Below are 16,298 nucleotides of genomic sequence, written 5' to 3' on the forward strand. Positions count from 1 at the left end.
ATGGAGGCGAAATAACAATGTATGATATAGAAAAAATATATCAAGCAACTTCAGTACAAGATGCAATAAACCATCTTGTACTGGATCCTAAATCCATAATTATTGCAGGTGGAAGTGATGTACTTATCAGCATTCGTCATGGCAAGCTTGCGGGGTGCTCCCTTGTTAGTATTTATGGAATAAAGGAGCTAAGAGGAATAACACTTAGTGAAGATGGTAGTATAAAAATAGGTGCCCTTACTAGTTTTTCACATATAACAAGAAATGAGATTATTCAAAAATATATTCCAATCCTTGGAGAAGCTGTTGATGATATAGGTGGACCACAATTAAGAAACATTGGAACAATTGGAGGGAATATATCAAATGGAGTTACAAGTGCGGATAGTGCATCCACGTTATTTGCTCTAAATGCTAAACTTCAAATTGAAGGACCTACTGGCGTTCGAATTATTCCTATTTCAGAGTACTATGTAGGACCAGGAAAAGTTAGTTTGAAAAATGGAGAATTGCTTACAGCCATCTATATTTCAAAAGAAAATTACGAGAATTTTACAGGCAATTATATTAAATATGCTATGCGTAATGCAATGGACATTGCAACCCTTGGGTGCAGTGTAACTTGTAAACTTAGTGTAGAGAAAGATACTATTGAAGATGTACATCTTGCCTTTGGTGTTGCAGGTCCTATTCCTATGAGATGTCCTAAAGCCGAAGACGCTATAAAGGGAATGAAAATTTCTGATGAAATGCTTAATATTTTTGCAGAAGTCGCAAAAGGTGAAGTGAGTCCTCGTTCTTCTTGGCGTGCATCTAAAGACTTCCGTCTTCAGCTTGTATGCGAACTCAGCAAACGGGCTTTGAAAGAGTCAATAAGGAAATCGGGAGGCGTAATCAATGGCTAATGGAATTTTAAACTGCATAGTAAATGGTGAAGCTAAACAAATTATGATAGATGATAGAGAGTCACTCACAGATGTTTTGAGAAATCAGCTAGGCCTTACAAGTGTTAAAAAAGGTTGTGAGGTTGGAGAATGTGGAGCTTGTACAGTTCTTATTGATGGTGAAGCTTTTGATTCTTGTATTTACCTAGCAATTTGGGCAGAGGGTAAAGAAATCCGTACAGTTGAGGGTTTAATGGATGCTGAGGGGAATATATCAGATATTCAAGAAGCATTTATTGATGAAGGAGCTGTTCAATGTGGTTTTTGTACCTGTGGATTTGTTATGTCAGCTGTTCCTATTATTGAAGATAAAAAAGAGTATACCACAGATGAAATTAAAAAAGATCTTTCCGGTAATCTTTGCCGTTGTACCGGTTATGAAAATATATTAAATGCTGTAGAAAAAACTAAAAAACATCATTGTAAAGATTGTAAACATTAGAACTAGGATAAAATGTTTTTAATTATGCCCTAGGAATAACTCCTAGGGCATATTAAAATAAAAAAACATGGGGGGAACTAAATGGAATACTTTAAGATTAAAGAAAATGGAAGTGACGTAAGAAAAGAAATTATTGGAGGAATTACTACATTTTTAACAATGGCCTATATTATTGCAGTTAATGCAAATATATTAGGGGACCCAGCTGTAGGAATGCCTGCGGCTGCTGTAGTAACAGTAACTTGTTTAACGGCAGGACTTACTACAATCTTTATGGGATTATATGCCAATCTACCTTTTGCACTAGCATCTGGAATGGGACTCAATGCATACTTTGCTTATACTGTAGTAATAGGAATGAAAGTTCCATGGCAAGTAGCACTAGCAGCTGTGTTTGTAGAAGGAGTTATTTTTATTATATTATCATTAACTAGTGTTAGAGAAGCAGTAGTTAACGCTATACCTACAACTTTAAAATTAGCGGTTACAGCAGGTATTGGACTTTTCATAGCATTTATTGGTTTTGTAGATTCTGGTATTGTAGTTACTAGTAAAGCAACGAAGGTAGCTATGGGTAACTTTACACAGCCTACAGTATTAATAACTGTAATAGGAGTAATTATAATTGTAGTGTTATCAAAGAAAAAGGTTAGAGGAGCTATATTATGGGGAATAGTTGCAAGCACCCTATTGGCTTGGTTACTTACGATAGTATCACCGGAAGCAGCAGCAACTTATAGAATAAGCACACCAAAAGGTATATTTAAATTTGAATCAATTGCACCAATTGCAAATAAACTAGATTTTTCATACTTAAAAGATACATCTAGGATATTAGATTTTTTAGTAATAATGTTAACCTTCTTATTTGTTGATTTTTTCGATACTGTAGGAACTTTAGTAGGAGTTGCATCAAAGGTTGGAATGGTTGATAAAGATGGTAATGTGAAAAATTGTGGACGTGCGCTACTGGTAGACGCCGTTGGTACTACAGCAGGAGCCTTCCTTGGGACTTCAACTGTAACCACTTATGTAGAGAGTGCAGCGGGATTTGCAGAAGGCGCTAGGACTGGACTTGCTTCTGTTGTGACAGGTACATTATTTTTGATAGCTATGTTCTTCTCACCAATATTTATTGCAATACCATCCTGTGCAACTGCACCCGCACTAATAGTTGTAGGATTTTTCATGATGGAAAGTATAGTTAAGATAGATTTCAGTGATTTTACAGAGGGCGTTCCTGCTTTCTTAACAATCTCATTAATGCCACTAACTTATAGTATAGGAGACGGGTTAACTATAGGAATTCTTTCTTATGCAGTGTTAAACCTTATAAACAATATATTTACTAGAGATGCTAGTAAAAGGAAGAAAGTTTCAGTTGTAATTTATATTTTGGCAGTATTGTTTATTCTTAAATTGTTTTTTACTGGTTGGAATAAATAATAAAGATATTACAAATTAATTTAGCAGAAATAAAAAAACAATTCGCTTTATCAATAAAGCGGATTGTTTTTTATTATATAGAAATTACTTAATTTTTTTTAAACAGCTTCTGATATGCCTTTAGCTTTGCTACTATCAGGTTTGTCTTTCGGTAAGATAAGATTTAGACCTATTGCAAATAATGTTGTAACGACTATAGCTGAGTGCCCAAATATAGATATAAACCATGTTGGGAATAGAGCAAATGCACCAGGAACTTGAACAATGCCCATACCTAATGCAACTGAAATTCCTACAACTGCTGAGTTTCTCATGGTAAGGTTACTTGAAGCAATCATTCTAATTCCTGTCGTTGTTATTGTGGCAAAAACAGATATTGTTGCTCCACCAAGAACACATTGAGGAATAGTTGTAAGTAAAGAAGAAAATTTAGGGATAAAGCCAGCTAAAATAACAACAAAAGCAGCAAAAGCAAATATCCATTTATTTATAACTTTATTTACAATTACTATACCAACATTTTGACCATATGTCGAAGTTGGCATACAACCAAATATAGAACCAACCATACTTACGACACCACTCCCAATAATACCACCGGAAAGCTCTTTATCAGTAGGGGTTCTATCCATAGCTCCAACTGTGGTAGCGGATAACTCACCTATAGCTTGAACAGAATTTACAATATACATTATAACCATAGATACTATAGCTGTAGTGTTAAAGTTCATTCCAAAATGTAGTAGCTTTGGAGCTTGAAAATATCCTGCTGAAGCCACTGCATCAAAGGATACCATTCCAAGAAGCATAGTAATAACATATCCTACACCCATACCTATTAAAAGAGAAGCTAGTTTGATCGAACCTTTAGTAAAGTGATTTAAAAACATTACAACAGCCAGGGTTATCATAGCAACAGCCCAGTTTTGAGGAGAACCGAAAGTTTTAGAACCAACACCACCAGCTATATATTGAATAGCAACTGGGTAGAGTGATAATCCTATAGAGAATATAACTGTACCAGTAACAAGAGGTGGGAAAAATTTCATGAATTTCTTTAAATAGATTCCGAAAAATATTGACACTAAAGCACCTATTAGTTGGGCTCCAAAGATTGTAGCAATATTAAATTCACCAGTAATAGCAGCTAAGGTTGGAACGTATGCAAAACTTACTCCCATAATTACAGGCAGCCGTGAACCAATATGTTTACCTAGTGTAAAAACTTGAATTAATGTTGCTATACCAGCAAAAAACAGTGAGGATTGTACAAGTAAAACTTTGTCGGCTACAGTGAGGTTTGCAACTCCAGCAATTATTAGAGCTGGCGTAACACACCCCACAATCATAGCAACAACGTGTTGTAATCCTAATGGTATAATTTCTTTAAGTGAAGGTCTGCCATCGTATTGGAATAGTAAGGATTTTTGATTAGAACTCATAAAAATTCCTCCCCGTGATTTAACTTGCGTTATTTTATAATAGTACCTGTAATACCTGCTATACCATCTTTAGCTTTTTCAAGTAGAGTTATAAGTGAATATCTTTCATCTTTTGATGATGCAAAATCAACTGCAGCTTCTACTTTAGGTAGCATTGATCCAGGTGCAAAGTGTCCTTCTTTTGCATACTGCTTAATTTCATCAATTGTAACTTTATCAAGCCATTTTTCATTTGGTTTGCCATAGTTTATAGCAACTTTTTCTACAGCTGTTAAAATAATAAGACAATCTGCGTTGAGTTCCTTTGCAAGAGTACAACTAGCAAAATCCTTATCAATAACAGCGCTTACACCTTTTAGGTGATTACCTTCTCTTATAACAGGTATACCACCGCCACCGCAGGCAATGATAACTTGTCCTATGTTAACTAATGATTTTATTGTTTCAATTTCTACAATACCTACTGGTTTTGGGGAGGCAACAACTTCTCTATATCCACGACCTGCATCCTCAATAACTTTTTTGCCGTTTTTCACAGCAATATCTGCTTCTTCTTTTGTCATGAAACTTCCTATAGGTTTGGTTGGGTTTTCAAAGGCTTTATCACTCGGATTTACTTCAACTTGTGTTATTATTGTTGAAACGTTTTTGTTTATATTACGATTTAGAAGTTCTTCTCTTAGTGCATTTTGCAAATCATAACCAATATAAGCTTGGCTCATTGCAACACAAACAGACATAGGACATAGTGAATATTTAGGATTATTTTTATGTAATTCACTCATTGCAATGTTAATCATGCCTACTTGAGGACCATTTCCGTGAGAAATAACAACGTCGTTTCCAGCTTCTATAAGATCAACTATGGCTTTAGCAGTAGATTTTACAGCTGCCATTTGTTCCTCTAAATTAGTACCAAGAGCATTACCACCTAATGCAATTACTATTTTTTTGTTCATAAAATTATACCCCCTATAAATTAATTTTTTTGTATTAAAAGGCTATATGGAATGCAGGATTCCATATAGCCTTTTGTTGCTTTCATAAACTATATTTTATACTATATTTATGAAGCGAGCTCATCCGGAATTTCAACGATTGGTTTTAAAGTACTGAATATTTCCTTCCAATTAAAAAAGATATTTAAGATAATTGCTGACATTGCAGCTGCAATAGGCCCTTCTTCAAGTATCATCTTTATAAAGTGTGGAAGCTGTGAAAATGCTGTTGGTGCAATACTTCCTCCCATTCCAAGAGCAACTGATGTAGCTATGATTAATAAATTACTTGATTTGCTCATATCTACTGTAGATAAAATTCTCATACCTGTTACAGCCACCATACCAAACATTACAAGCGTTGCTCCGCCAAGAACTGGTGCTGGAATAGTTGTTGCTAAAGCTGCAAATTTAGGAATAAGACCGAGTGTCACTAGAATGGCACCTGCACATACACATACAAAACGGGTACGAACTTTTGATAAAACTAAAAGCCCAACATTTTGTGAAAATGTACTGTATGGAAATGAATTAAATATACCTCCAAGAATTTGGGCTACACCCTCACCTTGAATACCTTTTACAAGAGATTTAGTGGATGTAGGTTTTTCAACTATATCCCCTACAGCGATAAATACACCAAGGGCTTCAACTGCTGTGATTAAAGAAACAATTGTCATGGTTATTATTGCATCAAGTTTGAAAACTGGAGCTCCAAAGTAAAATGGAGTAACTATATGTAGCCAACTTGCATCACTTACTGCTGAAAAGTTCACCATTCCCATAAAGGATGCAGCTATTGTACCGACTATAAGGCCTATTAGAACTGCTATTGCTTGTATAAAGCCTTTACAATACTTATTTATGATTAAAATAATCACAAGTGTAAATGCTGCAAGACCAAGGTTTTTAGGATCACCAAAGGTTTTACTTCCAATACCCCCTGCAGCGCTATTAAAAGCAACTGAAGTAAGTGAGAGTCCTACTACTGTAATGAGAGACCCTGTTACAACTGGTGAGAAAATTCGAATTACTTTACCGAATACCGGAGCCAATAGAGCAAGCATAAAACCGGCCACTATTACTGAACCATAGATAGTGGGAAGACCATATTCTTTACCTATGGAAATCATAGGTGAAACGGCAATAAAGGAGCAAGCAAGAATAACTGGCAACTTAACGCCCAGCACATTTCCAATTCCAAAAGACTGAAGGAGTGTTGCAAGACCGCAAGTAAATAGGTCAGCTGCAATTAAAAATGTAACTTGCTGCGCCGTAAGCCCTAGTGCGTTACCTATAATTAGTGGAACGGCTACAGCACCCGCATACATTGCTAAAACATGCTGCATCCCAAGTGGAAATAGCTCTCTAAAGGGTAGCTTGGAATCCACGTGATTGTTTTCTGTCTTTATTTCGTTACTTGTTAAAGTTCTTTTTCTCATCTTAATCCTCCTTGAATAACCGCAGTAAATACGACTTCTATTCTTCGTAGGTAGGTATTTGGTTTTGAGTAAAAAGTCCCTGTATTTGCTACAGAATATATTATTATTATTATTATTATTATTATCTACACAAATGTAACCCTTTGCAGTGAGGGTTATATAAAATTTAGATTCCATGAAGTCTCTCATGGAATCTAGTTTAAATTGTTATTTTACCTTGCGCTCTTTATTACGCTTTTCAAGCATAGCTAAAGTTTCTTGAGGATTTTTAACTTTACTTAAGAAAATCATAGAAGCTATTGCATAAGGTTTATAAGAAGCTTGTTTATAAAGTGGTTTTCTATAACGATCAAACACAGATGCGTCAACTTCTCCAACTTCGCAACTAACTCCTGAGATATCAGCTGGAAGGCAATGCATGTAAAGTGCTTTCCCATCTTTTGTTGTTTTCATAAGCTCTTCAGTACATTGCCAATCTTTATGCTCAGCATTTTGTGCAAGAAGTTCTTTTTCAAGTGATTTTATACCAGCATCGTCACCTTTTCCATATAAATCTGTACGTTTTTCCATAGCCACAAAAGGAGCCCAACTCTTAGGATAAACTATGTCAGCATCTTTGAAGGCTTCTTCCATAGAGTTTGTTTTTGTAAAGGAACCACCAGATTCTTTAGCATTTTTTATTGCAATTTCTTCAACGGAGCTCATAACTTCATAACCTTCAGGGTGTGCAAGGACAACATCCATACCAAGACGGGTTAAAAGTCCAATTATTCCTTGTGGAACTGAAAGTGGCTTGCCATAAGATGGAGAATATGCCCAAGACATAGCTATTTTTTTACCTTTTAGGTTTTCAATACCGCCAAACTCATTTATAAGATGAAGAGCATCCGCCATACACTGAGTAGGGTGGTCTATATCGCATTGTAAATTAACAAGAGTTGGGCGTTGTTCTAGTACTCCCTCATCATTACCTACTTTCACAGCATTTGATACTTCGCGCATATAAGTGTTTCCTTTTCCGATATACATATCATCACGGATACCTATAACATCTGCCATGAAAGAAATCATGTTAGCAGTTTCTCTTACTGTTTCACCATGGGCAACCTGAGATTTTCCCTCATCAAGATCTTGAACTTCAAGTCCAAGGAGGTTACAAGCAGAAGCAAAGCTAAATCTAGTACGAGTTGAATTGTCACGGAATAGTGAAATTCCAAGACCACTATCAAAAATCTTTGAAGATATGTTGTTTTCACGAAGTTCCCTAAGAGATTCTGCCACAGTGAAAACTGCTTCTAATTCATCCATTGATTTTTCCCAGGTAAGTAAAAAATCATTATTGTACATTTTTGTGAAATCAAGTGAGTTAAGTTTGGTAATATGTTTATCCATTAAAGTCATTTTTAAACACTCCTTTATATTTAGAATTATTTATTTTTGCAATAAATTGTTGGAAGAGCAGCATATACAGCAGCACATTTAACTAAGTCTTCTTTCCAACTTATTTCATTTGGAGCATGTGCCTGAGATTCTGCGCCAGGTCCGAATCCTATGCATGGTATTCCATGACGACCCATTATAGCAACACCGTTTGTTGAGAATGTCCATTTATCAGTAAGCGGACGAGCTTTTCTCATTGCATCAGTGCTAACAGCACCGCTTCTTGTTGTTCCGTACATTCCTTTGTAGGATTCTTCCATTGCCTTAACAACATCATGATCTTCAGGAATAACCCATGTAGGAAAGTAGCAATCCTGAGGGTATGAAAGTCCAGTCCAACTAGCTTTCTCATATTTATACATAGTAACTTCTGCATTGTATTTTTTAGCAGCTGGAAGTTGACGAATTTCTTCTAAGCAGCTTTCCCAAGTTTCTCCAGATGTCATACGACGGTCTAATGAAACTGAGCAAGAGTCAGCTACAGCGCAACGGCTTGGTGAAGTAAAGAATATTTCTGATGTAGTTACAGTACCACGTCCTAAGAATTGAGCTTCTTTGAAATTAGGGTTGTATTTTTCTTCTAACATTTTTACGAGACCTTTGATTTCTGTAGAATCAGCAGCATCATTTGTGTTAAGGTTTTTGACATCCATTAATATTTCAGCCATTTTGTATATTGCGTTGTCTCCTCTTTCTGGAGCTGAACCGTGGCATGAAACACCCTTAACATCAACACGGATTTCCATACGTCCTCTATGTCCTCTGTAGATACCGCTATCAGTTGGCTCTGTGCTTACAACGAATTCAGGTTTGATCTTGTCCTGTTCTATGATGTGCAGCCAGCAGTTTCCATCACAGTCCTCTTCCTGTACTGATCCAACTACGAGAACTGTGTAGTCTTCGCTTAACATGCCAAGATCTCTCATTATCTTAGCGCCGTATACAGATGATACGATACCACCAAGTTGGTCAGACGTACCACGTCCACCAATTTCTTCCTCATTTTCATAACCAATGTAGGGATCAAAAGTCCAGTTACTGAGTTCACCAAGACCAACAGTGTCAATATGAGCATCAAACGCTATAAGAGTTTTACCTGTTCCAACATAACCTAAAATATTTCCCTGTGGATCAATTTCTACTCTGTCAAAACCAAGAGAAATCATTTCTTGCTCTATTCTTTTAACAACACCCTCTTCTCCACAGCTCTCACCTGGGATAGCAACTAAATCACGTAAAAATTTTGTCATTTGAACTTCATAACCCTCTGATTTTTGTTTAATAGCGTTAAAATCCATAATACATTCCTCCTATAATTAATATAAATTTTTACCTAATATTAATACATATTATAATGATGAATAATCACCATTCCAAACAATTTCACGGAAAAAATCAGGATCAGTATTTCCTTCGGTGGAAAATAATAGAACTCTTGAGTTCTCATCAAGCTTTATAGCTTCTTTTAGATCTTTTAAGTCATCATTTTTCATAATTTCAAAAATCATACCCATTGTAACAGCTCCAGATTCACCAGAAATAACTTTAGGATCTCCCTTAAGAGGTACAGCGTATATTCTCATACCTTTAGCAGAAATAAAATCTGGGCAAGATATAAAGAAAGAACTATTGTTTTTTAAAATATCCCAGGCTATAGTATTTGGTTCACCACAGGCAAGGCCTGCCATAATGGTTTGCATATTATCACTAACAATTCTTATGTCTCCATCTTTAGCTTCAGCTGAGCGGAATAAACAATCTGCCATATTTGGTTCTACTACAACTACTGTTGGGGGATTCTCAGGATACATATTTGCAAAATATCCTTGAACTGCTCCAGCAAGAGAACCAACACCTGCTTGTATGAAAATATGAGTTGGTGCATCACAACCCGCAGCATGAAGCTGATCATTGGCTTCTTTTGCCATTGTTCCATAACCCTGCATAATCCAAGTAGGGATTTCTGTGTATCCCTCCCAAGCTGTATCTTGAATAACCACAGAATTCGGGATTTTTGCTGATTCAGCCATTGCAATGCGAACACATTCATCGTAATTTACATCCTCTATTGTAGCGGTAGCGCCTTCCTTTTGAATGTTTTGGAGTCTAATTTCGGATGATCCTTTTGGCATAAAAACAACACATTTCTGATTTAATTTATTAGCGGCCCATGCAAGACCTCTTCCATGATTACCATCTGTTGCTGTAAAAAAGGTTGTTTGTCCAAATTCTTTAAGAAGTTCTTTTGACGTAAGAGTATTATAAGGAAGCTCGGATATATCTCTTCCTAATTTTTTCGCAATATAACATCCTATAGCAAAAGATCCACCTAAAACTTTAAAAGCATTTAATCCAAATCTGAAAGACTCATCTTTTACATATAAATTTTTAAGCCCAAGGAATTTAGCCATATTATCTAGCTCAGCTAAAGGTGTCTGTTTATATTGAGGGAAACTTTTATGAAAAGCAGTGGCTTTAGCCACCTTTTCAGGGGACATTATATCTAGCATTTCATTATCGGTTTTGGGTAGTTTATTTGATACCCACTTTATTTTATTCATAGCAAGGCCTCCTAATTTATTAAGGTACGTTAAAGTTTATTTTTTATATTTACATTTTTGTATAGTTTCTATTTTTTCGTCTTTACTCATCAATGTAACTGGGGTACCTATTTCATTACAGATGCCTCTAATTAAATAATAAAGTGGAAAATTTAAAGAATTTTATAAATATTGTATAAATTCAGTATATCAACATTTATTTCTAAAATCAATGATATTTGCAAAATTTTTTTAAAAATACAAAAATATTTTGAAAAATAATTGACTATAGTCAGAAAATAATGATAAAATGAATTTAGAAAATATAAACAATAAGAATAATCAATTAATTGATTAAAGCTTTTATATCTTATTTTAAAAATACATAAAATGAGGTGGCAATAATGTTTAAATTTGTTGTAAATGGTAATAGTGTTCAGGCCAAGGAAGATAAAAAATTAATTACTTTTTTAAGAGAAGATTTGAATTTAACTTCAGTTAAGAATGGTTGCTCTGAAGGTGCTTGTGGAACCTGTATGGTACTAGTTGACGGAATTGCAAAAAAAGCCTGCGTGTTAAAAACAAGTAAACTTGTAGATAAAAATATTATAACCGTTGATGGTATCTCAGATAGAGAAAAAGATGTATATGGATATGCTTTTATGGAATCTGGAGCAGTACAATGTGGCTTTTGTACTCCAGGAATGGTTATAAGTGCAAAAGGGTTGATTGATAAGGTAGACAATCCAACAGAACAAGAAATAAAAAATGCCTTGAAAAATAATATTTGTCGCTGCACTGGATATGTAAAAATAATACAGGCAGTGAAACTCGCTGCTAAAATTTTAAGAGAGAATACACAAGTACCTAAAGAGACTTGTAGTGCACTTGTTGGAGAGAATTTAAATAGAATTGATGCTGCATCTAAAGTTCTCGGCACAGCAGAATATGTAGATGATATGCGAATAGAGGGCATGATTTACGGTGGAGCAGTAAGAACTATATATCCACGTGCCCTAGTAAAGAGTATAGACATTAGTGAAGCTAAAAATTTGCAAGGTGTTTATTTAGCAATTACAGCGGATGAGCTTCCTGGAAGTCAAAAACTAGGACATATTGTAAAGGATTGGGATGTACTAATACCTCGTGGTAAGATAACTCACTGCATAGGAGATGCTATAGTTTTAATTGCGGCCCAGACCCCAGAAATATTGGAAAAAGCTAAAGCATTAGTTAAAATTGATTATGAAGAATTAACCCCTATTACAAATCCTTACGAATCGTTAAAGGGAGATGCCCCAGAATTACATGCAAGTGGTAATGTACTTACAACTGAAAATCTGGTATTTGGTAATGCAGACAAATATATAAAGAGTTCAAAATATGTAGTAACTAATAAATATAGCACACCATTTACAGAACATGCTTTTTTAGAAACTGAAACAGCAGTTGCAAACCCCGATGGAAATGGTGGAATAATAATATATTGCGCAGACCAAGGAATTTATCAAACAAGGAAGGAATGTGCAGAAGCACTAGGAATAGATCAAAGCAAAGTAAGAGTTATAAGTAAAATAGTTGGCGGTGGGTTTGGTGGAAAAGAAGATATGAGTGTTCAACACCATGCTGCCATTCTTGCTTATATATCAAACAAACGTGTAAAGGTTTCCCTAAGTCGAAAAGAAAGTATAATGGTACATCCAAAACGTCATGCAATGGAGATGGAGGTTACAACCGCTTGTGATGAAAACGGATATTTGACTGCTATGAAAGCTATTATAATTGCTGATACAGGAGCTTATGCTTCACTAGGCGGTCCTGTACTGCAAAGAGCTTGTACTCACGCAGCGGGTCCATATAATTATCATAATGTGGATATAGTTGGGAAAGCAGTATATACAAATAATCCACCAGCTGGTGCGTTTAGGGGATTTGGAGTGCCACAGAGTTGTTTTGCAACAGAGTGTAATTTAAATCAGCTTGCGCAAATGGTTAAAATAAGTCCCTTTGAGATAAGGTATAGAAATGCTATCAGACCAGGGCAAATACTTCCTAATGGTCAAATCGCAGATCCATCCACAGCGCTTGTGGAGACACTAGATGCAGTAAAAAAAATATGTGAAGAAAATCCTAAAGCAGGAATAGCTTGTGCTATGAAAAACAGTGGAATAGGGGTTGGACTTCCTGATATTGGGCGTTGTAAATTGATTATAAAGGATAGCAAAGTATATATTCATACAAGTGCCGCTTGTATTGGACAAGGACTTGGGACTGTATTAACGCAGATAGTTTGTGAAACGCTTAATATGCCAGGGAGTAGTGTTATACATGCAGCGCCAGATACTTTGACTTGCCCTGATTCAGGAAATACAACTGCGTCACGTCAAACACTATTTACAGGTGAAGCAGCTAAAAGAGCAGCTGTGCAACTTCAGGATGCACTAAGCTATCAAACATTAGAAAATTTAGAGGGTGAAGAATTTTACGGAGAATTTAAAGGAATAACTGATAAGATGAATTCAATTAAGCAAAACCCTGTTAGTCATGTATCCTATGGATATGCAACCCAAGTTGTTATTTTGGATGATGAGGGTAAACTTGAAAAAGTTATTGCAGTTCATGATGTTGGTACTGCTGTAAATCCGAAAAATATAGAGGGGCAAATTGAGGGTGGCGTTGTTATGAGTCTTGGATATGCACTAACAGAAGATTATCCGCTTATTGATAGTATGCCAACGGCAAAATTTGCAACACTAGGATTATTTAAAGCAACAGAGGTACCAAAAATACAATCTATTATATTAGGTAGAGGAAATACTAAACTTGCATATGGTGCAAAAGGAATAGGTGAGATATGCTCAATACCTACTGCTCCTGCTGTAGCTGGTGCTTATTATAATTATGATGGAGAATTTAGGACGAAGCTTCCTCTTTGCAATACACCCTACAGTAAGAAAAAATAAATTATTTTAGATTATAAAAGGTTTTAAACGAATACTAGAGAAATATACAAAATGGGTCTTGATGGACTTATTTTGTATATTTAAGTACTTTAAATTAAGTAGGTGCTATTATGAAGGTGAATAATTATATGGAATTAAAGAAAAAAGAAATTATATCTTTTGTAGGCGCAGGTGGAAAAACTACAATGATGTTTAAACTTGCAGAAGAACTAAGGCTGAATAATAAGGTGTTAGTAACTACAACTACTAAGATATTTATTCCATTAGATAATAAGTATGATTTTATCTGCACTGATAGTGAAAGTTTGCCTAGGTATATGGCCATGCAGGAAAACGGAATTTATGTATTAGGGTTAGGTGTAAACAAGGATAAGAAAATATTAGGACTAAGCAAAAGCGAGCTAGATAAGCTTGCACCACATTTTGACTATACATTAATAGAAGCAGATGGAGCAAAGGAAAAACAGCTAAAAGCATGGAATGAATTTGAGCCAGTTATATACGAAAAAACTACAAAAACTATAGGAATTATGGATATACAATCATTAGGGATAATAATTAATGAGGATAATATTCATAGAAGTGAGATATTCTGTGAATTAACAGGGACCCATGAGGGAGATACTGTTAAACTTGAACACCTATCTAAGTTAATATTACATCCGCGAGGGTTGTTTAAGTCAGCCATAGGGGATAAAATATTATATATCAATAAAGTAGAAGGACCCAATGATTTAATATTAGCTAAGTCCTTGGTTAAGCAAGTAAATTTAGTGAATAAGCAGTTATTAAATAGTGTAATCATTGGAAGTTTAAAAACTGACGTATATTACAGTAAAGTATGAAATTTCTCCTGCGTGCCTTGCAAACGAACTCCAAATAAGAAATTTAATTAAGAATTCTAATCTTTTGCAAATCTAAAATTCTCTAACACTCACATTCGGCGTCCTGCCTCAGGTTCGCTAGCCTGCCGTCCTGGCAGGCTCACGAGAATTTTATATTTACAAAAGAAGAATTTCTAAATCAAATTTCAATAGTTTGTCGTTTCGTATTGCAAGTCACTCCGGATAAATTCCATACTACTTCAGTACTCGTTATAGTATGTTTACGGTAAATTTTCATTGCATAAATTATGGTTCTATAAAACTTATTTTGCATTTAAAATGCGGGTACAGAGTAGTCTGTAAAAAAGAAGAAATTTAGTGAATTAAATGTAGTTAAGAGCGAAAGTGGGTGATATAATGAGCATAAGCGCGATAATATTAGCAGCAGGGTACTCAAGGAGAATGGGTAAGAATAAGCTTCTTTTAAAATATAGGGGAGAATCTCTGATAGAGAACACTATAGAAACTATTGAAAAGTGTGGGTTTTCAGAGATTATTCTTGTAGGCAGAGACGAAAAAATATTAGAAATCGGGAATAGGCATGGGTTAGTGGTTATTGAGAATAAAAAGGCAGTTAAGGGAATAAGTGAATCTATTAAATTGGGTGTAAGGAATGCTTCAAAAACAGATGGATATATGTTTTTCACTGCAGATCAACCTTTTTTAGATGTAGATACAGTAAAAAGCTTAACCCGTGAGTTTACAGAAGATTCGACTTATATAATAGTTCCTCGATGTAATGGAAGGCGAGGGAATCCTGTAATATTTCCTTACAGCTTTAAGGAAGACTTTTTAAAGTTACAGGGAGATGTTGGCGGAAAAACAATAATAAATAAAAATTTATATGGGGTTAAATTTATAGAAATATGTGATAGTTGGGCATTATTTGATGTTGATACTAATGAAAATTATGAGTATATTCTAAAACTAGAGGAGAATAATGAATATGTTTAATGATATTGTCATTATACGTGGTGGAGGAGATTTAGCATCTGGTACAATTCAAAAGTTGCATAGAAGTGGGTTTAGGGTCTTAGTTTTAGAAGTAGCAAAACCTACTTCTATAAGGCGAAATGTTTCTTTTAGTGAAGCGATATATCAAGGACTAGTAGAAATAGAAGGAATTACAGCGGTGCATGTATGCTCTTTAAGTGAAATAGAAAATGCCTGGACTAGGAAAAAAGTTCCAGTTGTTATAGATGAACAAGGTAAATATATTAAAATAATAAAACCTAAAATTGTAGTAGATGCTATTATTGCTAAGAAAAATATGGGAACAACAAGGGATATGGCAGATATAACTATTGCTCTTGGACCTGGATTTACAGCAGGTATTGATGTAGATGTGGTGATTGAGACTGCTAGAGGGCATGATCTTGGTAGATTGATTTTTCACGGAGAAGCGGAGAAAAATACTGGGATTCCAGGTACCATTATGGGTTATTCTAAAGAAAGAGTTATACATTCCCCCTGCAGTGGAGTAATGAAGAATGTTGCGGGTATTGGTTCTGTGGTCCAAGTGGATGAAATTATTGCTTATATAGGAGAAACCGAAATAAAAGCAACAATGGCAGGATTATTAAGAGGAATATTACGCAATGGAAGTATTGTACCTTATGGGTTTAAAATTGCAGATATTGATCCAAGGCTGCCTGAAAAAATAAATTGTTATACCATTTCTGATAAAGCAAGAAACATAGCAGGTGGAGTATTGGAAGCGGTACTGTATTTAATGACTCAAACTATGGAGGGTTAAT

General features: G+C 35.1%; 13 protein-coding genes. 7 read left to right on the forward strand and 6 right to left on the reverse strand.

Translation table 11 applies throughout. The annotated features are described in order from the left end of the window. Window positions 1-17: 17 nt before the first annotated feature. The 3 genes from xdhB to G9F72_RS03225 all read left to right on the forward strand — a co-directional run bounded on the left by xdhB (window position 18) and on the right by G9F72_RS03225 (window position 2,832). Entirely contained in the window at window positions 18-905 is an 888-nt protein-coding gene (gene xdhB, locus G9F72_RS03215) for a xanthine dehydrogenase subunit XdhB (protein WP_164959142.1), read from the forward strand. Further along, entirely contained in the window at window positions 898-1,386 is a 489-nt protein-coding gene (gene xdhC, locus G9F72_RS03220; protein ID WP_164959141.1) for a xanthine dehydrogenase subunit XdhC, read from the forward strand. The genes xdhB and xdhC overlap by 8 nt, the downstream gene beginning before the upstream one ends. Before the next feature lie 81 nt (window positions 1,387-1,467). Next, window positions 1,468-2,832 carry an NCS2 family permease gene (locus G9F72_RS03225; protein WP_164959140.1) on the forward strand — a complete coding sequence of 455 codons (1,365 nt, stop codon included), beginning with the start codon at window positions 1,468-1,470 and terminating at the stop codon, window positions 2,830-2,832. A 98-nt stretch (window positions 2,833-2,930) separates the two neighbouring features. Here G9F72_RS03225 and G9F72_RS03230 read toward each other — a convergent pair whose 3' ends face one another. From G9F72_RS03230 to dpaL, 6 genes are all read right to left on the reverse strand, one after another. Then, window positions 2,931-4,274, reverse strand: a complete 1,344-nt coding sequence (locus tag G9F72_RS03230; RefSeq protein WP_164959139.1) for a uracil-xanthine permease family protein — start codon at window positions 4,272-4,274, stop codon at window positions 2,931-2,933. Between the two features lie 29 nt (window positions 4,275-4,303). After that, window positions 4,304-5,233: a carbamate kinase gene (gene arcC, locus G9F72_RS03235; protein WP_164959138.1), complete on the reverse strand. Its 930-nt coding sequence runs from the start codon at window positions 5,231-5,233 to the stop codon at window positions 4,304-4,306. 107 nt (window positions 5,234-5,340) lie between these two features. Beyond that, window positions 5,341-6,714, reverse strand: a complete 1,374-nt coding sequence (locus G9F72_RS03240) for a nucleobase:cation symporter-2 family protein (protein ID WP_164959137.1) — start codon at window positions 6,712-6,714, stop codon at window positions 5,341-5,343. Window positions 6,715-6,921: 207 nt separating this feature from the next. Further along, window positions 6,922-8,115 carry a knotted carbamoyltransferase YgeW gene (gene ygeW / locus G9F72_RS03245; protein WP_164959136.1) on the reverse strand — a complete coding sequence of 398 codons (1,194 nt, stop codon included), beginning with the start codon at window positions 8,113-8,115 and terminating at the stop codon, window positions 6,922-6,924. 26 nt (window positions 8,116-8,141) lie between these two features. Continuing rightward, window positions 8,142-9,452 (reverse strand): YgeY family selenium metabolism-linked hydrolase, encoded by a 1,311-nt coding sequence (locus tag G9F72_RS03250; RefSeq protein WP_164959135.1) that lies wholly within the window; start codon window positions 9,450-9,452, stop codon window positions 8,142-8,144. A gap of 51 nt (window positions 9,453-9,503) precedes the next feature. Continuing rightward, on the reverse strand, window positions 9,504-10,715 hold the full coding sequence (dpaL, locus tag G9F72_RS03255) for a diaminopropionate ammonia-lyase (protein ID WP_164959134.1): 1,212 nt from the start codon (window positions 10,713-10,715) through the stop codon (window positions 9,504-9,506). Between the two features lie 383 nt (window positions 10,716-11,098). Here dpaL and xdh point away from each other — a divergent pair, with 383 nt between their 5' ends. From xdh to yqeB, 4 genes are all read left to right on the forward strand, one after another. Beyond that, a complete protein-coding gene (gene xdh / locus G9F72_RS03260; protein ID WP_164959133.1) occupies window positions 11,099-13,657 on the forward strand; it encodes a selenium-dependent xanthine dehydrogenase in 2,559 nt (852 codons plus the stop codon). 110 nt (window positions 13,658-13,767) lie between these two features. After that, entirely contained in the window at window positions 13,768-14,502 is a 735-nt protein-coding gene (gene yqeC, locus G9F72_RS03265; RefSeq protein WP_164959132.1) for a selenium cofactor biosynthesis protein YqeC, read from the forward strand. A gap of 396 nt (window positions 14,503-14,898) precedes the next feature. Then, window positions 14,899-15,495, forward strand: coding sequence for a molybdenum cofactor cytidylyltransferase (mocA, locus tag G9F72_RS03270; RefSeq protein ID WP_164959131.1), 597 nt, complete (start codon window positions 14,899-14,901; stop codon window positions 15,493-15,495). Further along, complete coding sequence (gene yqeB / locus G9F72_RS03275) at window positions 15,488-16,297, forward strand: selenium-dependent molybdenum cofactor biosynthesis protein YqeB (protein ID WP_164959130.1); 810 nt, start codon at window positions 15,488-15,490, stop codon at window positions 16,295-16,297. The genes mocA and yqeB overlap by 8 nt, the downstream gene beginning before the upstream one ends. Window position 16,298: the final 1 nt, after the last annotated feature.

Source organism: Clostridium estertheticum (assembly GCF_011065935.2).
GTDB lineage: Bacteria > Bacillota > Clostridia > Clostridiales > Clostridiaceae > Clostridium_AD > Clostridium_AD estertheticum_A.